Origin of the sequence: Paenibacillus sp. FSL M7-1046 (assembly GCF_038007405.1) — a bacterium.
Classification (GTDB): domain Bacteria; phylum Bacillota; class Bacilli; order Paenibacillales; family Paenibacillaceae; genus Paenibacillus_AQ.
In genome coordinates this window covers 6268863-6292528 of the sequence record NZ_JBBOXB010000001.1, presented here as the reverse complement: position 1 = coordinate 6292528, position 23666 = coordinate 6268863, and the positions used below count along the sequence as shown (strand labels likewise).

The following is a 23666-nucleotide window of genomic DNA, read 5'->3' as shown; positions in this document are numbered from 1 at the left end:
CTGCGTAATCTCTATAATGAAGCTGTATTGCATAGAAAGGAGGAGCATCGGCTACAGCTACGATCAAGCACCTACACATTTTGGAGGAGGAGTATCATGCGCAGCAAGTATCTTGCAGGCTCACTTGTAGTCATTCTGCTGATCTCAAGCTGGTTCCTGGCCGTTGGGCCTTTCGCACCCGTATCTGCGGCTGGCGGAACGAACCTGACGCTGGGAAAGAACGTAACGTCGAGTGGACAATCTCAAACGTACAGCCCGGACCACATCAAAGACAGCAACCAGGAAACCTACTGGGAAAGCACGAACAGTACATTCCCCCAATGGATTAGTGTCGATCTTGGAACAAGTACGAGCATGGATCAAATAGTGCTCAAAGTTCCTGCAGGCTGGGAAACCCGTACGCAAACGCTGGCCATCCAAGGCAGCACGAACGGCACAACGTTTACAGATATTGTCGGTTCCAAGGAATACGTATTTAATCCGGCGGTGGCTGGCAATTCAGTTACCATTCATTTCACCGCTGTCAGTACACGTTACGTCCGTCTGAACGTAACAGCCAATACCGGCTGGCCAGCTGCACAACTCTCTGAAATCGAAATTTATGGTACCGGCAGCATTACGCCAACACCAACACCAGCACCAACAGCGACTCCTACTCCTACAGCAACAATTACACCAACAGCTTCACCAACGGTTACACCGGCACCAACAGTCAACCCGACAGCAACTCCAACGGCTTCTCCGGGCAGCAACATTGCCTTCGGCAAACCAATCAACGCATCCTCAAGTACTCAGTCGTTCGTGGCTGCTAATGCAAACGATAATAATACGAACACATACTGGGAAGGCAGCGGCAATCCAAGTACATTAACGCTTGATCTCGGCGCAAATTACAACGTTACATCGGTCGTGCTCAAGCTCAATCCGTCCACTGAATGGGGTACGCGCACACAAACCATTCATGTGCTCGGCCATAACCAGGACACGACGACTTTCGGCAGTCTGGTATCCGCACAATCGTATACATTTAATCCGGCCTCCGGCAATACGGTCACTATTCCGGTGACCGCAACGGTCAAACGTATACAGCTTAACATCACAGCAAATTCCGGCGCACCCGCCGGACAAATTGCTGAATTTCAAGTATTCGGCACACCTGCACCGAACCCGGATCTCCTGATTAGCGGCATATCTTGGACACCTGCCGCTCCTGTTGAGAGCAGTGTGATCACGTTGAATGCAACGGTTAAGAACAATGGCAATGCAAGTTCCGCAGCCTCTACGGTGAATTTTTACCTGAACCGTGAACTTGCCGGAACTTCCCCGGTAGGCGCATTAGCGGCAGGCGGGTCGGCGAACGTTTCGCTGAATATAGGAACAAAAGCCGCTGCATCCTATGCCTTAACCGCCAAAGTTGATGAGAGCAACCTTATTATCGAGCAGAACGACACCAACAACAGCTATACGAACGCAGCATCGCTCGTTGTCGCTCCTGTGACTAGCTCAGATCTGGTGGGTACAGTAACGTGGACACCAAGCAACCCGGTTGCCAATAACGCTGTCAACTTTACTGTGAATCTTAAAAATCAGGGAACCATGGATTCAGCAAATGGTGCTCATGGAGTCACTGTAGTTCTTAAGAATTCTGCCGGTTCCACCATTCAAACCTTTAATGGCTCCTACAGTGGTACCCTCGCTGCCGGAGCATCTGTTCATGTTGCAATTCCGGGGACTTGGGCAGCGCTTAATGGCAACTATACCGTAACTACTACCGTTGCCGCAGACGCCAACGAAGTGACGGCAAAGCAGGCTAACAATGTAAATACAACAAATCTGGTTGTATCTTCTCTTCGTGGGGCAAGTGTACCCTACACACGGTACGACACCGATGACGCTGCCCGAGGTGGAGCTGCAGCCCTGAAGAGTGCACCTACGTTCAATCAGGCATTGATTGCTTCGGAAGCTTCCGGCCAGCGTTATGTGGCACTGCCCTCGAACGGTTCTTATGCGCAGTGGACAGTAAGACCGGGTGAAGGCGGTGCGGGTGTAACCATGAGATTCACCATGCCAGATTCGGCAGACGGTATGGGACTCAACGGTTCGCTGGATGTATATGTAAATGGAGTCAAGGCCAAGACCATTCCGCTGACCTCCTATTACAGCTGGCAGTATTTCTCGGGCGATATGCCGGGAGATGCGCCTAGTGCAGGACGCCCGCTGTTCAGGTTTGATGAAGTGCATTGGAAAATGGACGCAGCGCTGCAACCGGGAGATACGATACGCATTCAGAAGAATAACGGGGACAGCCTGGAATATGGTGTGGATTTCATTGAAATTGAGCCCGTTCCAGCGGCTGTCTCACGTCCGGCAGGTGCAGTCTCTGTAACGGATTACGGGGCAGTGGCAAATGACAATAAGGATGATCTTGCTGCTTTCAATTCTGCTGTTACTGCAGCAGTTGCAGGCGGGAAAACACTTTACATTCCGGCAGGAACCTTCAACCTCAGCAGCATTTGGCAGATTGGCTCGATCAGTAAAATGATAAGCAACATAACAATTACTGGAGCGGGTTACTGGCATACAAATCTCCAGTTTACCAATCCAAATGCGGCTGGTGGAGGCATTTCGCTCCGAATAACAGGCAAGCTTGATTTCAGCAATGTGTATCTTAATTCAAATCTGCGTTCCAGATATGGGCAAAATGCGATTTACAAGGGTTTCATGGACAATTTCGGAACCAATTCCATCATCCATGACGTCTGGGTAGAGCATTTTGAATGCGGCATGTGGGTAGGGGACTATGGGCATACTCCGGCAATCTATGCCAGCGGGTTGGTGGTCGAGAACAGCCGCATCCGCAACAACCTCGCCGACGGAATCAACTTCGCCCAAGGAACAAGCAACTCCACCGTACGTAACAGCAGCGTACGGAATAACGGAGATGACGGTCTTGCGGTGTGGACCAGCAATACCAATGGTGCACCTGCGGGTGTAAACAATGTCTTCTCCTATAATACAATCGAGAATAACTGGCGTGCAGCGGCTATTGCCTTCTTCGGCGGAAGCGGGCATAAGGCTGATCACAACTACATCATTGACACCGTTGGAGGTTCCGGAATCCGAATGAACACGGTGTTCCCGGGATATCATTTCCAGAACAATACCGGCATTGTATTCTCGGATACAACCATAATCAACAGCGGAACCAGTAAAGACTTGTACGATGGAGAACGCGGAGCGATAGATCTGGAGGCTTCCAATGATCCGATCAAGAACGTAACATTCACCAATATTGATATCATCAACACTCAGCGGGATGCAGTTCAGTTCGGCTACGGAAGCGGATTCGAGAATATTGTGTTTAACAACATCAATATTAACGGTACTGGACTTGACGGGATTACCACCTCGCGGTTCGCGGGGCCCCATCCGGGTGCGGCGATCTACACTTATACCGGCAATGGTTCCGCAACATTCAAGAACCTGACGACAAGCAATATCGCTTATCCAGCTTTATACTTCATCCAAAATGGGTTTAAGTTGACCATTCAATAAGATTAACTAAAGGCTCCTGCCTGAGAGTGATTCCATGAAGGGATATCTCGGGCAGGCCTTTTTGTATAAACCTGGATATCAATCCTGACAGAGTAGAATATCCATGTTATGATGTGAATGAATAATAAATAATTCATTCACCAACAAATTCGACTTAAACACAGAAGATACTGGAGGGGCTTCAATGAAAAAAGTTACTGCATTTATCGGAAATCATCAGAAGCATTCGACTTACAAGGCAGTATGTGAATTTGAGCGTAATCTCAAAGCTTATGGTAATATTGAGTTCGAAATCGTATTTCTTAAAGATTATCAGCTTGAATATTGCCGGGGTTGTAAGGTATGTTTTGATAAAGGGGAGGAATATTGCCCTTTGCATGATGATCGTGACATTCTGATGGAAAAGATGATCCAATCAGACGGAGTTATTTTCGCTACCCCCAATTACGCATTTCATGTATCCGCACCAATGAAGAACCTGCTGGACCGGCTTGCTTTTACATTCCATAGACCGCGGTTTTTTGGGAAGACCTTTACGGCTATTGTTAATCAGGGAATCTTTGGAGGCAACGCTATCGTTAAGTATCTTAGCAGTATGGGGGGGAACTTCGGATTTCGAGTCTCCAAAGGCTGTGTCCTGACGACGCTTGAGCCCCGAAGTGAAGCTGCGCAGAATAAAATAACCCGGGAAATCAAAAAAGCATCTGCGAGATTTTACAAGGACCTTATGCGTGCAGCACCACCAGTTCCTTCTTTTTTCAGGCTGATGACGTTCCGTATGTCCCGTACCAGCATTCAGCTAATGCTCGACGATAAGTCTAAGGATTACCGGTATTACAAGGAAAACGGCTGGTTTGAATCGGGATACTATTACCCGGTTTCCTTAGGGCTTGTCAAAAAAATGGCTGGTCGCATTTTCGATGGAATGGGAAAAAGAATGGTTAAACGCTCATAGCAAGTTACAGTGACTAATTATCTATCGGAGGGCAATAGAGTGGAGGATAAGAAAACAGAGATTTTTAACAATGGTAAAGCTATCTTCAGTACGAAAGGTTTTAAACAAACCAATGTCTCCGACATTACAAAAGCGGCCGGGATTGCAGTAGGCACATTTTATAATTACTTCTCTTCTAAGGAGAAGCTGTTCCTGGAGATCTTCCTGGAAGAAAATGTGAAGCTGAAAAAGAGCATTATGAAATCCATCGACTTAAATGAGGAACCTCTGCCGCTGATCAAAAAATTAATAGCATTAAACATTAATGGAATGAATTCAAACCCAATCCTTAAAGAATGGTTTAATAAAGATGTTTTCTTCAAGATTGAGCAACAATACCGTGAAGAGAATGGAGTCGAACAGGTTGATTTCTTATATGACAGTTTTGCAGAACTGTTCAGAAGCTGGCAGGCTGAAGGGAAGATAAGAAATGACCTGGATGTTGAGCTGATCATGGCTTTTTTCACAGGAATTATCATTATTGACACCCATAAAGATGAAATCGGGATTCAGCATTTTCCGCAGATTATGGATTACATGGCGGAGTTTGTAATGAAGGGGCTGACTGATCATCCGCAGGCAAAACCCATGTAGATTGAAGTTAAGCAGCCGCAACAAGCTGCCGGGAGAACCGGCAGCTTGTTCACTGGATTACTTTGAGATATAGGTACCGCCGCCTTTAATGCAAACTGGCTCGTCATTAATGGATAGCCAAACGTCCACGGAGGAAAGATTGCGGATAATCTTGCGGTCGACACTAAACTTCAAGGAACGGACAGCTTGAATATAATCCATGATTTCGACATTTGTTGCATACCATACATCGGAGTGACCGCCGGCTTTCCGGCAAAAGGCTTCGATCAGTTCCCAATTGTTCTGGCGCTCGAACTCAAAGCTGTGCCCCCAAACATAGCAGAGCCTGAACTTCTGCGAAGGTCCTTCGGTAGTAAAGCGCTCCCAAATCCCCTCAAGCTCATCCTTGTGATGACAAGTGGGATGCCATTCCATAAAATCAAGAGGGACATCAAACTGCCTGGTGGAAACAACAGTACGGCTATATTCAATACCTGCTGCTTGTAGCGGAGGGATGATAGCTGCCGAATACGAACCATAGGGATAAGACATTCCCCGAATCGGATAGTCTACTAGCTGCTCCAGTCGTCTGCGGTCTTCCAATAGCTCCTCCACCACCATGGGGAATGGCAGTCGGTCCAAATGCGGGTGTGTTACAGAATGCGCCGATATTTCATGATTGCGGGCTATGGCCCGTACATCATCAGTCGTAAGAAATCCGGGAGCGTTCAGCATTGCGCTATTGAGATGAAAGGTTCCTCTGATCCCGTATTGATCAAATATTCCGGCCAGACGAATATCGTGTTTTTGCCCGTCATCATAGCTCATGGTGAGTGCTTTGGACATCCCGCCGGGAAATAAATTAAATTGCAGCTTCATCATTACCACACTCCATTAATGTTCATTTATGTAAACAAGCCTGTTAAGCTTTATTATAGTGTAACTCCCCGAAAAATTGGGAGGTTTTTTACACTTAAGGCGTCCCTTCAGCTGAGTTTCTGCAGATGGGACGCCTTTTTTACCATTATGGGCTGTTTCAGAAAAGCACTAAATATCATCCGCGTCTCAGTAAAAGGTTAAATGTTGTTCACTCCGCTTTTTTTCTCCGTAAAAAAGTAAAGCAACGCCAGCAGCGGCAAGACCGTTCCGATCAAAGAGGTGAAGCTCCAGCCGCCATGAGCATAGGACCAGCCTCCCAAGGAGGATCCAATAGCCCCGCCCATAAAGAATATGGACATGAACAGACCGTTCAGCCGGCCTCTGGCCTCATTCCCGAGTGAATAAATTGCACGCTGTCCAAGCACGAGATTTCCCGACACAGCCATATCCAGGGTAATAGCGGCGAGTACAAGCAGGAGAAGAACTGCTCTAGAATGGCCTTGAAGCAGGAAAGCCAATAAAAAGGAAAGTGTAGCCAAAACCATCGCCAGTCCGGTTAAACGGCGGGTCCAGCCTTTGTCCGCCAGACGTCCGGCGATTGGAGCCGCTACGGCTCCTCCCACACCGGCTAAAGCAAACCATGCAATCCCTTGCTGGGACAATCCAAACTCATCTGCCAAATGTAAAGGGACCGCAGTCCAGAAAAGGCTGTAGGCTCCAAAAAGAGAAGCTTGATAAAAGGCGCGGCGCCGCAATACCGGCGTTTGCTTGAATAAAGTAACCAGCGACAGGGTTAACTCTCCATAGTTCATTGCCCGCGAGGGCATACGTTTCGGAAGAATCCGCGACAGCAAGACCGACAGTACAGCAATCAGAACCGCGGAGATTGCAAATACAGACCGCCATCCCCAGAAGCTTGCAGTAAAGCTGGCTAATGGACGGGAGAACATAATACCGAGCAGAAGTCCGCTCATCACATTTCCCACCACACGTCCACGTTGTTCTTCAGAAGCCAGATAAGTAGCATAAGGGACCAGAATTTGAGCGACTACAGAACCTAATCCAATAAAAAAGGAAGCCGTCAGGAACAGTGCTGCGTGATGTACGAAAGTCGCCGCCACTAGAGCAATTACGACGACGATCAGCGAAACCACGGCAAGACGCCGGTTTTCGAAAATATCACTAAGCGGTACAATGAACAGCAGACCCAGAACATAACCGATTTGAGTAATGGTAACTATTAATCCAGCTGCTGCTGAAGACAGCCCTGTTGCAGCACTGATCGGACCCACTAACGTTTGTGCGTAATAAAGATTGGCAACGATGATACCGCAAGAGGCCGCGAGTAGAAAGGTAATCCATCCCGGAATAGGCTGACCCTTCACTTCTTGTTCATTTTGCATTGTAATCCTCCTCATTTCATAAAAGAATGGTTTAAATAATATACTGAACGTTCAGTTCACTAATTCATAATCAAATAATATACTGAACGTATCGTTTTGTAAATAGGCGATTTCGATTTTCTTTTTTATTGGCAATTAAGTATAATGAACGTATAGTATTTATAAATGTGGGATTGTGAAGTTATTTTGCGAAGGGGACTGATAGTGTGAATACCAAACGAGGGCGTCCACGCAACATGGAGACTCAGAGTTCGATTTTGAAATCGTCCTATGAACTGCTTCTTGAGCATGGTTTTGCGGCAGTAACCGTAGAGAAAATTGCAGAGCGTGCCGGGGTTAGCAAAGCTACGATCTATAAGTGGTGGCCCAATAAAGCGGCAGTTATAATGGATGGCTTCCTTTCAGCGACTACAGAAAGGCTGCCGTTGCCGGATACAGGTTCGGTGTACGAGGACATCCTTATCCACGCCACGAATCTGGCCCGTTTCCTGATTAGCCGGGAAGGCAAAATGATTACCGAGATTATCGGTGAAGGACAACTCGATGAGGGTCTGGCAGAGGCGTACCGGACACGGTATTTTCAGCCGCGCAGGCTGGAGGCCAGACAACTATTGGAGCAAGGCGTCAAGCGGGGGGAGTTAAATGCAGAACTCGATATCGGGATATGTACGGATCTCATTTACGGTCCTATTTTCTACAGATTATTATTAACCGGTGAAACACTTGACGATGTCTATATTCAGAAACTTGTAAAGCTTGGTTTTCAGGGAGTTGCTCCCATTGCAACGTATAAATAAAAAATGGCCGTGTCCAGGTGAATTATCTGGATACGGTCATTTTATTGATCTAAAATATTTTGAAAAGCAGATATATTACAGCGATGATTCCGGCGATGATCAGCCAGCTGGATACTTCATCCCACAGACTGGGAATGCCCCGGGAGTGAAGCTTCTGTTCGTTTACATCAAAGTTGGCTTTATGGCCTACATGGTCCGTTGTACGGGGCGGAGGAGAGTTATTGCCATCAAACATATAAATCAGCTCCTTGCTTCATTATTAGTTAATTATAACCTTTTGAGAACATTAAAGGAAGGTTGATCTGTGGTATAACATGTGAGCGCGGTAAAAATAAATCAATCGTTTTCCCGTTGAAAGGCGTCTTACTTACATGAACTCTTTCAGAGGGCCTCTTCTACATGCCAACACTATAGAAAGAGAGGGGGAGTGGCGATGGTAGAAAATACGATGAATGAGGTCAGAATGGTGGATGTTGCCGAGATGGATGAAGAAGCTTTTTTTCAGCGGCTGTATGTGGAGCACCGCAAGTTGTACTCGATCGCGTTCAGCTACCTGAGAAGTGAAGCTGACGCGCTGGAAGTGGTGCAGGAAGCGTCTTGCCGGGCATGGATCAAGCGCAAAAAGCTCAAAGACGAGCAAGCCTTTACACCCTGGGTGATACGAATTACCATCAACTGCTGCATGGATGAACTCCGGCGCAAAAAACGTGTGTTTCCGGCGGAGACACTGATAGAAGAAGCGGCGCAGGAAATGAAAAGCAATGAACGGATTGACCTGGAACGGGCGATGGACCGGTTGAAGCCGAAATACCGGCATGTGGTGATTCTAAAATACTACCAGGACATGACAACTGCCCAAATTGCCAATGTGCTGCAAAAACCGGAGGGTACGGTTAAAACCTGGCTTCGCGAGGGACTTAAGCAGCTGCGGGATTATCTGTAGAGATACGGGAGGTGAAAGAATATGATTGACAAAGAAGAACGCGTTCTGCGCCAGAATGTGGATGAAGTAAAGCATAATGCTGAAGCCCTTGAGGAAATGAAACTCTATAATGCAATGCGAGGTGGAATCATGCAGGGGAAAAAACGCGAAAAGCGGCGCAGCTATTTCTACGGAATGGGTGTAGTAATCGCAGCCGCTGCAGCAGCACTGTTTCTTTTTAATATCAATGATGCTCCAGGAACGGAAGTTGCCGAACAATCGCCGCAGAGCTACACAGCTACCACTAAACCATGGACCGATTCCGCAAAATTTAGCGGAGCCTCCATAAGCGATAGGTCTTTTCAAAGCATACTAGACCGGAATCTCATAAAGCCTGTCTACCAGAGCGTGGAGAAAAACGGTCTGCGGGTCGAAGTCATGGGCGCTGTCGCAGACACCCGAAAGTTGTTTATTTTGTATAGTGTACACAACAATACGGACCAAACGGTATCTCATGCTGATTTCTCATTGGATTTTGGAGCTTTTGAAGCAGCGTCTATCGGAGCGAGTTTAGAGATAACTGCTCATAGTAGTCAAATCAATGCGGGCCAAACCTCCTATTTCATCTATACGAATAACCTGTCACCCACGGTTGACTATCCCAAGGAAGTGACATGGAATGTGATGCTGTACCAAACTTCAGGCAAGGGACTCCAGACTAACCTGTCAATTCCTTTCGAGCTTGATCCGGACATGTTCAAGGAACAGACACGAACGCTACATCCCGAAAGCAATCTGATTGTTGATGGTCAGACTATTAAAGTGAATCAGGTGCTCTATACTCCGCTGAACACCTATGTGGATTTGGAATTTGATAAGAATAATGATAAACAAATCTTCCGCCTGATTGAGCCTGTGCTGATTGTTAAAAGTGGAGGAAAGACGGTGAAATCCTACTACCCCGGCATCATCACAGCTGATAATTCCGAGGTTTATTCTGACCGCTCCAAGTCCACGCTTTACTTCAAGAACACCCAGGACGGCCAGCCGGATGCTGCCACATTGAAGACCTTCGGAATTGCCGCTCTTGATAAAGATCAAATGAAAATCAAAGTCGATCTAAGCAAAAAGCAGATGATCGAAGCTCCGGGCACAGACCTTTCCATTATTAAGTCTGAAGAGGGGGCGGAAACTGGAAAGATCCTGTTCCGGCAAACGTTTAACAAAGTCCCGTTGAACAGTATCATTAGTATGCGGCTGTCCGATACCTTTACCGATGCCAATGGTCAATCACACAAAACGGCTGGTGAGAACGGCCAGATCAGTAGAAGTTCTTCGAACAAGGAGAGTACTGCCGTGGATCAATACCTCTACAATTTTGGAAAGGAAGCCGTTGAATACCCGCAACCGCTAACCTTAACTATTGAGCGGTATTGGAATCCGATTATGGACACGCAAACTGTTGAGTTCTCATCTCAAAAATAGGTAATGTTTCCTGCAAATGGAGTTTTTATTTAAACGGAATTTAACCTTTCGCCAACCCTGCTTTTAAACTAAGTCTTTTACACTAGAAGAGTAGGGGAGCGACAATTATCCGTTTACGTTCAAAGACTTGTTACAGGGAGCAGTGAAACCGATGGAAGAGAAAAAGAAAAAGAAGTTTAAATTTTGGAGAATTGCCAGAAGTATTGCATTGCTATTAATCGTAGTTTTGACTCTCGGCGTGGTGGGCAATATGTTGGTGACCAAATACGAACAAAAGAAATACCCTGCATGGGGCCAACTGGTGGAAGTCTCCGGCAAGAAAATGCATGTGTACACCAAAGGCGAGACGGGAAACACTATTGTTCTTTTAAGCGGCCTGGGGACAGCAGCGCCTGTCTTGGATTTCGAACCTTTGATGAATGAGTTGGCTCAAAACAATAGAGTGGTCGTCGTGGAGCCTTTCGGATCTGGCTGGAGTGAGCAGACCTCAAAACAACGAACGGTGGAAAACATCGTCGAGGAATGGCGGACCGCTTTGCAAAAGGCAAATGTAAAAGGCCCTTATATCCTAATGCCCCACTCTATATCCGGAATTTATAGCATGTATTATGCCAATAAATATCCTGCTGAGGTAAAAGCGGTTATAGGCATTGATCCTACCTTGCCGCAGGCGATGGAGTATTTCAAAGAGTCTGCGCCCGCGATGCCTAAATATATGAGCTTGGCGGCACCAACCGGACTTGCAAGATTGGCAACCTACGTCAGCCCTAAGAATGTTCTGCCGATATCTGCTGATGGACCTTATTCTGATGAGAATTTAAAGCTGACTAAGATCCTCACTGCATGGAATGCCTATAATAAGAATGTAGTAAATGAAGCAAGCGAAATTAACAACAATATCAAAAAAACAAAGAACCTGTCATTCCCTTCAAACGTACCTGTAATGATTTTTACTACAAAACCGGACAAAGTGAATGAAGAAGGCAAATCTAACATTACCTTTTACGAAAACCAGCTTAAGAATGTAGCTTCTAACAAGCTCGTCGTATTGGAAGGGCATCATTATCTGCATTGGACCCATTCCAAGAAGATTTCAGAGGAAGTTAATGAATTCCTCACTGCATATCCAGGGAACTAATAGTACACAAATGAGCCGCTTCAACAAATAAGTCAAGCACCTCTTACGAGAGGGGCTTGGCTTTTGCAATTCCTGCCTTGAATTATTTCTTGTGATAAAGTTGCTCTCGACTAAAACAGCAATATAAGCGAATATAAATAAAGCAATACTATAACCTAGAAACAACTATGGGGGTACATATATGAGAAAGCCAATTATTGCCGTGGATATGGATGATACGATCTGTCATCTGGTCAAGCGGGCAATTTATCATAACAACAATGATTTTCCTACGCATCTGCTGCGGTATGAAGATATGCTTGATTGGGATACCGATCATCTGCGTCATCCGGATTGCACTCAGGAAATCTTCTACGGGCGGCCCGGTCTGTTTGAGGAGCTTGAACTGTTCGACGAGCATGTTGTCGGGGAAATGGAGAAGCTGCATAACGCTTATGATGTAATTATCGTTACGGCTGCACAGCCGAAGACAGTCGTCGAGAAGTGGAACTGGCTTCAGAAGCATATGCCCTTTATTCCAATCGAGAACTTCTTTCCTTGCAAGCGGAAGACGCTGATTAACTACGATCTGCTCATTGATGACGGGGTACATAATTTGGTGCCAGCATTGCAGGAGGGAAGGAAAGTACTCTGCATTCCACATCCTTGGAACCTGAAGGCCCGGGAGCAATATGCGTTTCCGCTGCTTACCACCTGGAAAGGTGCCAAAGAGCAGGTTGATCTAATCCTCGGGGGTTAGCCCGTTTCATCTTAATACAATCTTAATACCACAGCCAAAGTTGTAACACTATGCAGATTTTGCTCATGATATACTAGCGCTAAAAGCGAAGATATTGTAAAAGGGGTAGCCAAATGGCAACAAACCGCACCGGCTCAGCTTCCGTATTTGAGCAGATTCCAGACATACCGGAAGAGAAAAGACTTGGAAGACTGAAAATATTCTTCGGTTACGCGGCAGGTGTCGGCAAGACTTGTGCCATGCTGAGTGCCGCCCATGAGGAACAAAAAGCCGGAATTGATGTTGCTGCAGGCTATATTGAGTCTCATTACAGGCCGGAGACGCTGATTCTGCTCAAGGGTCTGGAACTGATGCCGCCACTGGAAGTCACCTATAACGGTATCCTTACAGAGGAGTTTGATCTGGACCGTGCGATCCGGAGAAGACCTGATCTTATCCTGTTAGATGATCTGGCTCATATCAATGCAGCTGGCAGCCGGCATAAAAAAAGATATCAGGACATAAGCGAGCTGCTTCGCGCAGGAATCCATGTCTATACCACCATTAATGTGCAGCATATTGAAAGCCTGCAGGATGTAGTCGCTTCAATAACCGGTATTTCTGTAGAGGAGCGTATTCCTGATAGTGTATTCGATAGTGCCGATCAGGTTGAACTGGTTGATATTGAACCCGATGATTTGATCGACCGCCTGAACAAGGGGAATATCTATCCGGATGAAGATGCACAAAGGACAAATGCCCATTTGTATATCAAAGAAAAACTGACTGCCTTGCGTGAGATTGCACTGCGGTACACGGCAAACCAGTTGAACAGAATTGCTTCACACATCGGCACTCAGGTAAAAACCAACGAATATTATGCCAAAGACCATGTCCTGGTCTGCCTTTCTTCGGCGGCTACCAATAAAAAGGTGATCCGCACGGCGGCGAGAATGGCGGAGGCTTTTCACGGGGAATTCACCGCATTGTTCGTGGAGACACCGAAGACGCAAAAGCTAACCCAAAAAAACAAGGCGGAACTTAGGGCGAACTTTAGGCTTGCAGAGCAGCTTGGCGCACAAATTGCCACAGTCTATGGAGAAGATATCCCTGGACAAATTGCGGAGTATGCCAAAGCAAGCCGGGTTTCGAAGATCGTGGTGGGGCGCTCCCATAACAAAAAGAAGTGGTTTGCAAAAGCGAATTTGGCTGATAAGCTGACCTCATCTGCACCCAATATCGACATTTATATTATTCCGGACACCCAGCCTACGTTCTATAAAAGATTTCCGCAATATGTGAGCTATCCCGAGCTGTCACTGGCTGACACAGCCAAGACGACTGGAATTCTGGTTGTCTGCACCTTAATCGGACTGTGGTTTAATTATCTCGGTTTCAGGGAAGCAAATATTATTACGGTCTATATTCTGGGTGTGCTGCTCAATGCGATGGTTACCGGAGGCCGGCTGTACAGCGCTGTGTCTTCGGTTGTCAGTGTGCTTGTGTTTAATTACTTTTTTACCAAACCTTATTTTTCTTTACAGGCGTATGGTTCGGGTTATCCGGTTACCTTCCTGGTGATGCTGTCGGCTTCCTTTATCACGAGCACTCTGACTATGCGGGTAAAAGAGCAGGCACGGCAATCCGCGCAAAAGGCTTATCGGACAGAGGTGCTTCTGGAGACAAGCCGTAAACTGCAGCAGGCGAAAGACACCACGGCAATCATTCATGAGACGGCACAGCAAATGGTGAAGCTGCTGGACAGAACGATTATCTTTTATCCGGTGCAGCAAGACAGCTTATCTGAGCCGCTCGTTTTTTTAAAGGAAGAGTCGGCTGTGGATCCTCAAGAGTTTTCGGGCGGAAATGAACAAGCGGTTGCGGACTGGGTCTATAAGAATAACAAACGGGCCGGGGCTACCACAGATACCTTCTCGGCCGCCAGTTGCCTGTATCATGCGGTGCGGGGAGGCGATTGCGTATTTGCAGTGGCAGCCATCGCCATGGATAAGGAAGACCCGCTGGAGGTTTTTGAGAAAAGTCTGATGATTGCCATGCTGGGAGAATGTGCGCTGGCGCTGGAGAAAGAAATGCTAAACGAAAAACAAAAAGAAATCTCGATCCAAATCCAGCAGGAGCAGCTGCGGGCGAACCTGCTGCGGGGAATCTCCCACGATTTGCGTACCCCCCTGACCAGTATATCCGGCAATGCGGGAATCCTCATCGGAAACTCCAAGGTGCTGAGCGAGGAACAGAAGAAGGGGCTGTACACCGATATTTATGATGATTCCATGTGGCTTATTAATCTGGTGGAGAACCTGCTGTCCATTACCCGGATTGATAATGGGTCATTAAATCTGAATATGCAGGGAGAGCTTCTGGAGGAAGTTATTGCGGAAGCTTTGCTTCATATTCATCGAAGCAGCATAGATCATATGATCAGCACCGTACTTGATGAAGAGCTGCTTATGGCTAAAATGGATTCCCGGCTGATTATTCAGGTCCTGATCAATATTGTCGACAACGCAATTAAATATACCGGGACCGGGTCGCATATTACAGTCTCGGCGAGACGCGATAAAGAAATGGTCAGTGTAGAGATTTCCGATGACGGTCCCGGTATCCCGGAGGAAGCGAAGGCTAAGCTGTTTGACATGTTCTATACGGCGGATAATATCCGCGGAGATGGCCGCCGCGGACTGGGACTCGGGCTTTCATTGTGTAAATCTATTGTAACTGCTCATGGAGGCACAATAAGTGTGAAAGATAATGTTCCGCAAGGTACAGTGTTCCGCTTTACCCTGCAGGCCGTGGAGGTGGTTGTTCATGAATAAGCCTTTAATTCTTGTCGTCGAGGATGACAAGCCCATCCGCAAATTGATTACTACAACACTGGAGACGCAGGGCTATAAGTACCATACAGCTGAAACAGGCCAGGCCTCGATTCTGGAGGCGGTCTCCAAGCAGCCGGATATTATGATACTGGACCTCGGACTTCCCGATATGGATGGCGTAGATATTATAAAGAAGGTTCGGGCATGGTCGAATATCCCGATTATTGTGGTCAGCGCCCGCAGTGAAGACCGGGACAAAATCGACGCGCTGGATGCAGGCGCTGACGATTATCTGACCAAACCCTTCAGCGTGGAGGAACTGCTGGCAAGGCTCCGGGTCAGCCTGCGGCGCATCCGGTACGATAGTGACAAGCTGCTGAAGGATGCATCCATTTTTACTAACGGAAGTCTCAGAATCGATTATTCGGCAGGCATTGTATTGTTGGACGAAGAAGAAATCCACCTCACTCCCATTGAATACAAGCTAATCTGCCTGCTGGCCAAAAATGTGGGAAAAGTATTGACCCATAATTACATCCTGCATGAAGTCTGGGGCAGTCATACCTATGACATCCCTGCCTTGCGCGTATTTATGGCGACTCTGAGAAAAAAAATAGAGAAGCTGCCTTCTCAGCCAAAGTACATTCAAACCCATATCGGAGTTGGTTACCGTATGTTGCAGGTTGGCGACGATACAAAGTGACCTGAGTTAACGCTTAGAATTCATGAAAATGTCAGCGTAAACATGGGAGAATTTAACGAGAAATTTCAAAGCACCCATTTTTACTAGGGCGTGTCTTCAAACCGCTTCAACCGCAAGGTGTGTGTGTGCTTCCGGAAAGTCTATTCCTGGCTCCTAAGCATGAACGGACTGAGTTGCACTTATTTGGAGCTTTTAGCCTGTTACAGTAGGACAACGGACTCCAGCGCAGTTATTTCTCCCTGATGGCCGCTTTTAGATAGAATACAGAGCTGATAAGGTCGTCTGGGTCCGCAAAAGAGATTAAACAGGGATTTTACTCTCCATAGCGTCTCCTGAGTCCTTTACGAGTAAATGAACCCGCTGCGGGCTTTTAGGGACCCTACTTTCAATAATAATAATTTATAAAGAAGGTTGAATGGTGAAAAATAAAAAAGTGTTTACAGTTTTAGCTACAGCATTTTTGTTAACTTCCATCTCTATTTCTGTATCGGCGGCAAGTTCTACACCAAATGCTTCGGATGCACCTGCCAGAATTGCTCAGGTTGTTCCAAGTAGCAATTTCGTAGATAATTTAAATACAACACAGATTGAGACAAATTCTACTGTTCAAGTTACTGATGTCCCTAATATCACTGTCCCTCTATCCACAGAGCCTGTGCAAGTTCTGACTGAGAAAAACGTTGCTGCAAGAGGAAGTAATGCTCCAACTAACTTTTGGAACTTGGCAAATAACTCTTATTCAGGCTCCTTCTCTTATGTAGAGGACTATGTATTTACGAATTATTATTTCCCTGTTAATGGTGAGAAAATAATATATATCAATGTTACTACTACCCCAGTGAATCATGGGGCAACTGGAAAATATAGAATTGTTGCTTATGAACTTACAACTGGAAATGTTGCTGCAACCTATAAGGGGACTGTTGGCATAACTGCAAATGCGATGTTCTATAATCTCAATCAAAATAAGACGTATTACTTTGGTATTTTGAATGATATGGATAGCCCAATAGATGGATCGCTTACAGTTTTTCACTAATAAAATGTTATATATCTGCCCAACGGCTTCGGCTGATGGGCATTTTTTTAATTCACTTTGTGAAAGTTTTTTATTGAAAATAATGAAGGTCAAAAGATTTGTATTCAAGTAAATGACTATAATTATGCATTATATAGATTGAACTTGAGAATTACATGTAGGGAAAAGTGGCGGAGGGGGATTTTGGAACTGTAGGAGCGACAGCGTCCGCCTTTAGGTTTGGATTTCTACCGCGATTCGCGGTTAAATTCAGGAAATCCAAACCTAACAGCGGCCGGAAGTCCAAACATTCTCTGTAGTCACGACCAATCCCAAAATAGAAGAATTATAAGTTCAATCTATAGGTACAAAATGATTCAATAAAGAAAAGTGTAAAATCAATAGGAACACTAAGCAGCGTTATAAATAGTGGAGATACTTGGTCTCCACAGAGAAAAGGATCACAGAGCGGAATAATAAGCCGCCTGTGATCCTGCTATTAAATGTAAAATGAATTAGAATACCTCGTAATTATCGCCATAGTTATTATCCCAATACGTTTGCCCGCCAGTTGTATATTCAATCGAATATTTAACATTTGTAGCACCCGGAACATTGAAACTATAGCTCCATCTTTCAACACTATTGAAATTATTCACGGAGCCATTAAAAGTGGCGTAGCCCTCATGAGTTGTTGCCCAGTCGTCCGTTGTGTACAGTATCTTTACTGTTTTCGCCGGATTCAGGTTTTTCACATAGATATTGCCGCTAAAATCACCATTGCTCAGAGTGCTATTGGCGTTAAGCACATTTGGTGATCCCAAAATCACTGAACTTAGGGGAACTGTATGATTCACTTGATTGTAATAATTCGCTCCCCCGTTGTTATCCCAATAGGTCTGGTTATTCACTTCGTATTTGATTGCGAATTTTATGAAGTCCAGATTTTTTAACTCCAAATGATCTGTTGAAGAATCAGTTCTGGAAATGCCAAAATGCCATTTCTCATGGTTTACATCCGCCGCCCCAACATAAGATGCACTCGTATCATACCAATTTGTGTTATCTGTCGTGTAGTGGACAGTCACATTCTTCACGGGTCCCAGATTAGCAACTTCAATATTGCCGCTGAATCCGACATATCCAGGTTTATAAATAACGCCGACATCCGAGTCAATAAGCTTGACCTCATTACCGCTGGCAAATGCCGATCCGGCAAAGGATACACCAAAAATCAGAGTAAACATCATCAATCCAGCAAAAAGTTTTTTCATTGCTTTCACAGTTCTCGCTCCTCTAATTTAAAATTTTTACACCTGAGTCTGAGCCGACAAGGAAGACATACATTTATACGCGTTATTGTTCTTTCATCCCTCCCTTAACACTTTGAAACCAAATTGCAATTTACGGAAAGGAAATCATTTCCTGCTAATACAATAATCTTAATTGGGCTTGATGTAAATAGTAAATTAGTAACATATTTTATATATTAAGTAAGGGTACTTTCGCACCTGGAAGAATGTACAGACTAACTGGATACTGTAGTACGGAATTAACCGTCTTGGGTGAAGGCGGTTTTTTTTGGTTTCAGAAAAGGAAGGACTCGCCGTCTATACGATCAACTTAATGCAATCTTTATCCGCTCATACAAACCCTGACCCTGAATTAATGCCGTGAGTGCTATTCTAAACCGGTAGCTAAATATGACATTCAGGAAAGGATCTTTATGATGGATGAATTTTTAAAAAATGCCGGGTTGATCGCAATCATGATCGTGCTGCTTTATACCATTAAGAAGATTTACGACTACATTGATTTAAAGAGGGCAGGCGACTACGAAGATGATGAATTCTGACAATCTTAATGCAATCTTTATTCTCTCATGCAAACCCTAACCCTGAACTAATGGCATAGATGTTACGCTGAATCAGTAGTTAAAAGCAGATATGAGAGAATGTTGGAGAGGAGTGCGAAGGGTATGATGGACATGTATATGGTGGTGGCACTCGCTGTGTTTTTCGGTATGTTCTATGCGTTTGCACAGTGGTGTGGGCACGTCATCGACGATAAAGGGGGGAAAGAGCAATGACAGTGGTCCTGATCGCAACGCTGCTGTTGTTTCTCTATTTGGTCTACGCCCTGATTCATCCGGAGAAATTTTAGGCAGTGCGGTAAAAAACAGCAAGACATATAGAGCATTGAGCTGAAGCTCATTATAAGAAGGAGGGGCATTCGTGGGTATTATACAAATCGTCGTAGTCATTGCCATACTGCTGCTGCTGGTTAAACCGGTAGGAACTTATTTATTTCATGTGTTCTCAAATGAACCAAACCGGTTGGACCGGATCTTTGGGGGATTCGAGCGAGGCATATACAAGGTGAGCGGCCTGAAAAACCGTGAAGGGATGTCCTGGAAGACCTATGCACTCAGCTTTCTTTCTACCAACATTGTGCTGGTTGTGTTCGGTTATCTGGTTCTCCGCCTGCAGGGCGGACTGCCTGTAAATCCGAATGGAATTACTGAGCTGGAACAGACCCTTACGTTTAACACGGTAATCAGCTTCATGACCAACACTAATCTGCAGCATTACAGCGGGGAGACCGGTCTTTCCTATTTCTCGCAGATGGCGGTTATCACCATGATGATGTTCACATCGGCAGCCAGCGGTTTTTCCGTTGCAGCAGCTTTTGTGAGAGGGATTACCGGTAAAAATTCACTGGGGAATTTCTTCGAAGACTTCGTCAAGGCGATTATTCGGGTGTTCCTGCCGCTTGCACTGCTTGTAACAATGGCTTTAGTAGCACTGCATGTTCCGCAGACATTGAAACCTACACTGGAGGTAACTACGCTGGAGGGTGCTGCTCAACAGATTGCGATCGGGCCGGTTGCCTCACTGGAATCCATCAAGCATCTGGGAACGAATGGCGGAGGATTCTTCGGGGCGAATTCCGCACATCCATTTGAGAATCCGTCACCGCTTACCAATGTCATTGAAATCCTGTCCATGTGGATGCTGCCCGCATCCTTGCCTTACATGTACGGACTGTTCGCTAAGAATAAACGGCAGGGCTGGGGCATCTTTGCGGCCATGATGACTTTGTTCGTATTGCTGTTGTCGCTCAATTATGCTGCGGAGATCAAAGGAAATCCGGCAATGGCAGACCTGGGGATTGAGACTTCTCAAGGCAGCATGGAGGGAAAAGAAGTCCGCTTCGGTGTACCGCAATCCGCCTTGTTTACGGCAGTAACAACTGCAGCGACGACAGGTAGCGTCAATAATATGCATGATACCCAAACCCCGCTGGGAAGTATTACGCCGCTTGCATTAATGATGCTGAATAACGTCTTCGGTGGCAAAGGCGTGGGCCTTATCAATATGCTGATGTACGCCGTGCTTGCGGTCTTCCTGTGCGGGCTGATGGTGGGGAGGACGCCGGAATTCCTCGGTCGAAAGATTGAAGCGAGGGAGATGAAGCTGATCGCGGTGGCGATACTGATTCATCCGCTGATCATTCTGGCACCGACAGCAGCCTCATTCCTGACGGATCTGGGGCAAGGGGCTATTAGCAATAGCGGGTACCACGGTCTGACGCAAGTGTTATATGAATACACTTCCTCTGCTGCCAACAACGGTTCAGGTTTCGAAGGACTTGCGGACAACAGCACATTCTGGAATGTGATGACTGGTATTGTAATGCTGCTAGGACGCTATATCTCAATCATTGCAATGCTCGCCGTTGCAGGTTCCCTGATCCGCAAGCAACCCGTACCCGAGACAATCGGCACATTCCGTACAGACAACGGTCTGTTCACCGGCATCTTGATCGGTACGGTGCTGATCATTGGTGCACTGACATTTCTGCCGGTCGTGGTCCTGGGGCCGATTGCTGAACATTTGACTCTACGGTAGGAAAGAGGGAGAAATAGAGATGAGTACTGTACAAAAAAAGAAGCTGCTGAGTGGGCCTATTATACGAAGTGCAGTCAAGGACAGCTTTATCAAGCTGAATCCGATGACACTAATGAAGAATCCGGTCATGTTTGTGGTTGAAATTGGAACAATTATTGTTCTGCTAATGATTCTCGCCCCTGGTTATTTCGACGCTGAGGAGGCTAGAGGCTTCAATATAGCGGTCTTCTTCATACTGCTGGTTACCGTATTGTTTGCCAATTTTGCGGAAGCTCTGGCGGAAGGCCGCGGGAAAGCACAGGCGGATACACTGAAGAAGACCAAGCAGGATATTTCCGCGAATAGACTGGTGGGAGGCGTCATTAAGATAGTTGCTTCCTCCGAACTGCGTAAAGGCGATGTCGTTGTTGTCAGTCAAGGAGAACTTATTCCCGGCGACGGCGAGGTCATTGAAGGGCTGGCATCCGTGGATGAATCGGCTATAACAGGTGAATCGGCTCCCGTTATTAAAGAAGCCGGCGGAGATTTTGGCTCCGTGACAGGTGGTACGAGAGTCGTAAGTGATCAGATCAAGGTACAGATAACAAGTGAACCCGGCGAGTCTTTCCTTGACCGGATGATCTCACTGGTGGAAGGAGCCAAACGGCAGAAAACACCGAATGAAATTGCGCTGAACACGCTATTGATCAGTTTGACGATTATCTTCCTGATCGTGGTTGTGACCCTGCAGCCTATTGCCGCTTATCTGGAGGTCAACCTGGAAATTCCGGTCTTGATTGCACTGCTGGTCTGTCTGATCCCCACTACCATCGGGGGATTACTGTCAGCAATCGGAATTGCGGGCATGGATCGGGTTACCCAGTTCAATGTACTCGCCATGTCCGGTAAAGCGGTCGAAGCTGCCGGAGACATCAACACGATGATTCTTGATAAGACCGGCACAATTACCTTTGGCAACCGTATGGCCAGTGAATTTGTACCTGTGGGCAATGAGACGGTAGAGGATCTGGCCGGGTGGGCCGCTGTCAGCTCGCTGAAAGATGAGACGCCGGAAGGGCGCTCCGTCATTGAGCTGGCCAAGAAACAAGGATACAGTTACGACAACAGCCTTATGGCTGGAGGCGAGTTTATAGAATTTCGCGCCGAAACGCGGATGAGCGGAATGGATCTTCAGGACGGCCGGATGGTTCGCAAAGGGGCTGTGGATTCCATTAAGCGCTGGGTGTCTTCTCAAGGAGGGCAGATTCCAGATCATTTGGATCAGCAAACGAATGCCATTGCCGGCAAAGGAGGAACACCGCTGGCTGTTGCAGTTGATAACCGGATATATGGACTCATCTATCTGAAAGACACGGTTAAGCCGGGGATGAAGGAACGATTTGATGAACTGCGCAAAATGGGAATCAAGACGATTATGTGCACAGGGGACAATCCGCTGACTGCCGCTACTATCGCCTTCGAGGCTGGAGTCGACGGATTCATTGCCGAAAGTACACCGGAGAATAAGATCGAGGTGATCCGCCGGGAGCAAAGTGAAGGCAAGCTGGTGGCAATGACTGGGGACGGTACGAATGATGCGCCTGCATTGGCACAGGCGGACGTGGGACTTGCGATGAACAGCGGAACCACAGCGGCGAAGGAAGCGGCCAATATGGTTGATCTGGACTCCGACCCGTCCAAGATCATTGAGGTTGTGGCGATCGGCAAGCAGCTGCTGATGACACGCGGAGCATTAACAACCTTCAGTATCGCGAATGATATCGCCAAGTATTTTGCGATTATTCCCGCCATGTTTACGCTGGCCATTCCAGAGATGGAAGTGCTGAACGTAATGGGACTAGGTTCTCCAAGCTCCGCGATTATCTCAGCACTGATCTTTAATGCAATTATCATTCCATTGCTTATCCCTTTGGCGATGAGAGGCGTATCGTATAAGCCGATGAGCTCCACCAAGCTGCTGAGCCGGAATATATTTATCTATGGGCTTGGCGGGATCCTGGTTCCCTTCCTCGGCATAAAGTTGATTGACCTGGTTGTAAGCATATGGATTTAAGATCACTGCACTTGGCTAGAAGAAAGGATGAATAAATTATGCAAATCGTCAATTCAGGCGCAATAGAGCAAAAGCCTGTTTCTAAAGGTTCATATATATTTAGTGTGATAAGACTTAGCCTAGTGTTTGTTGTATTATGCGGGATCATCTATCCGCTGGCTTCTACCGCGCTTGCCCAGGTTCTTATGCCTTCCCAGGCGAACGGGAGCCTGCTGAAGAATGGAGAAGGCCAGGTGATTGGCTCTGAGCTAATTGGCCAGAACTTTAAGAATCCGGCGTTATTCCAAGGCCGTGTGTCCAGTATTGAATACAAGGCTGAAGCCTCGGGATCGAACAACTATGGACCGTCCAATCCGGATTTGCTAGAACGCACCAGCAATACTATAGCTGAGTGGAAAGCGAATAACCCTGACGTTCCGGTTAGTGAGCTGCCTATAGATTTGGTCACGAACTCCGGTTCCGGCCTGGATCCGCATATATCTCCCGCTGCGGCTACGGTACAGATCCCCAGAATCAGCAATCTGACCGGTATTTCAGCAGATAAGCTAGAAGCATTGGTGGCAAAATATACTGAAGGCCGCGATCTTGGGGTGTTTGGTGAGGAACGTGTCAATGTGCTGAAGCTGAATCTCGCTTTAATGGAAACACCGGCGAATTAGAACCGGCTCACCCCTGCCTGCGCT

Annotated in this window: 20 protein-coding genes; 16 read left to right on the top strand and 4 right to left on the bottom strand. The window is 46.5% G+C overall.

Annotated features, from left to right (window positions below; translation table 11 throughout):
- The first annotated feature begins 96 nt into the window (after nt 1-96).
- The 3 genes from NYE29_RS27945 to NYE29_RS27935 all read left to right on the top strand — a co-directional run bounded on the left by NYE29_RS27945 (nt 97) and on the right by NYE29_RS27935 (nt 5143).
- Nucleotides 97-3555, top strand: a complete 3459-nt coding sequence (locus NYE29_RS27945; protein ID WP_340898385.1) for a discoidin domain-containing protein — start codon at nt 97-99, stop codon at nt 3553-3555.
- Between the two features lie 184 nt (nt 3556-3739).
- Nucleotides 3740-4510, top strand: coding sequence for a flavodoxin family protein (locus tag NYE29_RS27940; RefSeq protein WP_340898384.1), 771 nt, complete (start codon nt 3740-3742; stop codon nt 4508-4510).
- Nucleotides 4511-4549: 39 nt separating this feature from the next.
- Nucleotides 4550-5143, top strand: coding sequence for a TetR/AcrR family transcriptional regulator (locus NYE29_RS27935; RefSeq protein ID WP_076109389.1), 594 nt, complete (start codon nt 4550-4552; stop codon nt 5141-5143).
- A 57-nt stretch (nt 5144-5200) separates the two neighbouring features.
- Here the strand turns inward: NYE29_RS27935 and NYE29_RS27930 are convergent, their stop codons facing one another.
- Together NYE29_RS27930 and NYE29_RS27925 are read right to left on the bottom strand one after the other, a co-directional pair.
- Nucleotides 5201-6004 (bottom strand): polysaccharide deacetylase family protein, encoded by an 804-nt coding sequence (locus NYE29_RS27930; RefSeq protein ID WP_340898381.1) that lies wholly within the window; start codon nt 6002-6004, stop codon nt 5201-5203.
- Between the two features lie 194 nt (nt 6005-6198).
- Nucleotides 6199-7404, bottom strand: a complete 1206-nt coding sequence (locus NYE29_RS27925) for an MFS transporter (protein ID WP_340898379.1) — start codon at nt 7402-7404, stop codon at nt 6199-6201.
- Nucleotides 7405-7610: 206 nt separating this feature from the next.
- Here NYE29_RS27925 and NYE29_RS27920 point away from each other — a divergent pair, with 206 nt between their 5' ends.
- Nucleotides 7611-8201: a TetR/AcrR family transcriptional regulator gene (locus NYE29_RS27920; RefSeq protein ID WP_340898377.1), complete on the top strand. Its 591-nt coding sequence runs from the start codon at nt 7611-7613 to the stop codon at nt 8199-8201.
- Nucleotides 8202-8250: 49 nt separating this feature from the next.
- Here the strand turns inward: NYE29_RS27920 and NYE29_RS27915 are convergent, their stop codons facing one another.
- Nucleotides 8251-8436: a hypothetical protein gene (locus tag NYE29_RS27915; RefSeq protein WP_340898376.1), complete on the bottom strand. Its 186-nt coding sequence runs from the start codon at nt 8434-8436 to the stop codon at nt 8251-8253.
- Nucleotides 8437-8634: 198 nt separating this feature from the next.
- Between NYE29_RS27915 and NYE29_RS27910 the strand changes: the two genes are divergently transcribed.
- The 7 genes from NYE29_RS27910 to NYE29_RS27880 all read left to right on the top strand — a co-directional run bounded on the left by NYE29_RS27910 (nt 8635) and on the right by NYE29_RS27880 (nt 17040).
- Nucleotides 8635-9144, top strand: a complete 510-nt coding sequence (locus tag NYE29_RS27910; RefSeq protein ID WP_340898375.1) for a sigma-70 family RNA polymerase sigma factor — start codon at nt 8635-8637, stop codon at nt 9142-9144.
- A gap of 21 nt (nt 9145-9165) precedes the next feature.
- The gene (locus tag NYE29_RS27905; RefSeq protein ID WP_340898374.1) at nt 9166-10608 is read left to right on the top strand and encodes a hypothetical protein; all 1443 of its coding nucleotides are present in this window, start codon (nt 9166-9168) and stop codon (nt 10606-10608) included.
- Between the two features lie 151 nt (nt 10609-10759).
- Nucleotides 10760-11746, top strand: a complete 987-nt coding sequence (locus NYE29_RS27900; protein ID WP_340898373.1) for an alpha/beta fold hydrolase — start codon at nt 10760-10762, stop codon at nt 11744-11746.
- Nucleotides 11747-11927: 181 nt separating this feature from the next.
- On the top strand, nt 11928-12485 hold the full coding sequence (locus NYE29_RS27895) for a 5' nucleotidase, NT5C type (RefSeq protein WP_340898372.1): 558 nt from the start codon (nt 11928-11930) through the stop codon (nt 12483-12485).
- A gap of 113 nt (nt 12486-12598) precedes the next feature.
- Nucleotides 12599-15298, top strand: a complete 2700-nt coding sequence (locus NYE29_RS27890) for a sensor histidine kinase KdpD (RefSeq protein WP_340898371.1) — start codon at nt 12599-12601, stop codon at nt 15296-15298.
- On the top strand, nt 15291-16001 hold the full coding sequence (locus tag NYE29_RS27885; RefSeq protein ID WP_038591707.1) for a response regulator: 711 nt from the start codon (nt 15291-15293) through the stop codon (nt 15999-16001). Before NYE29_RS27890 ends, NYE29_RS27885 begins: the two co-directional genes overlap by 8 nt.
- Before the next feature lie 418 nt (nt 16002-16419).
- Complete coding sequence (locus NYE29_RS27880; RefSeq protein WP_340898370.1) at nt 16420-17040, top strand: hypothetical protein; 621 nt, start codon at nt 16420-16422, stop codon at nt 17038-17040.
- Nucleotides 17041-17534: 494 nt separating this feature from the next.
- Here the strand turns inward: NYE29_RS27880 and NYE29_RS27875 are convergent, their stop codons facing one another.
- The gene (locus NYE29_RS27875; RefSeq protein WP_340899821.1) at nt 17535-18293 is read right to left on the bottom strand and encodes a hypothetical protein; all 759 of its coding nucleotides are present in this window, start codon (nt 18291-18293) and stop codon (nt 17535-17537) included.
- A 455-nt stretch (nt 18294-18748) separates the two neighbouring features.
- Between NYE29_RS27875 and NYE29_RS27870 the strand changes: the two genes are divergently transcribed.
- The 5 genes from NYE29_RS27870 (at nt 18749) to kdpC (ending at nt 23642) form a co-directional block, all read left to right on the top strand.
- Nucleotides 18749-18874 (top strand): hypothetical protein, encoded by a 126-nt coding sequence (locus NYE29_RS27870; RefSeq protein WP_340898369.1) that lies wholly within the window; start codon nt 18749-18751, stop codon nt 18872-18874.
- A 230-nt stretch (nt 18875-19104) separates the two neighbouring features.
- The gene (kdpF, locus tag NYE29_RS34670) at nt 19105-19182 is read left to right on the top strand and encodes a K(+)-transporting ATPase subunit F (protein ID WP_076112028.1); all 78 of its coding nucleotides are present in this window, start codon (nt 19105-19107) and stop codon (nt 19180-19182) included.
- Between the two features lie 71 nt (nt 19183-19253).
- Nucleotides 19254-20930 (top strand): potassium-transporting ATPase subunit KdpA, encoded by a 1677-nt coding sequence (gene kdpA, locus NYE29_RS27865; RefSeq protein ID WP_340898368.1) that lies wholly within the window; start codon nt 19254-19256, stop codon nt 20928-20930.
- Nucleotides 20931-20949: 19 nt separating this feature from the next.
- A complete protein-coding gene (gene kdpB, locus NYE29_RS27860; protein WP_038591721.1) occupies nt 20950-22983 on the top strand; it encodes a potassium-transporting ATPase subunit KdpB in 2034 nt (677 codons plus the stop codon).
- A 38-nt stretch (nt 22984-23021) separates the two neighbouring features.
- On the top strand, nt 23022-23642 hold the full coding sequence (kdpC, locus tag NYE29_RS27855; protein ID WP_076112010.1) for a potassium-transporting ATPase subunit KdpC: 621 nt from the start codon (nt 23022-23024) through the stop codon (nt 23640-23642).
- Nucleotides 23643-23666: the final 24 nt, after the last annotated feature.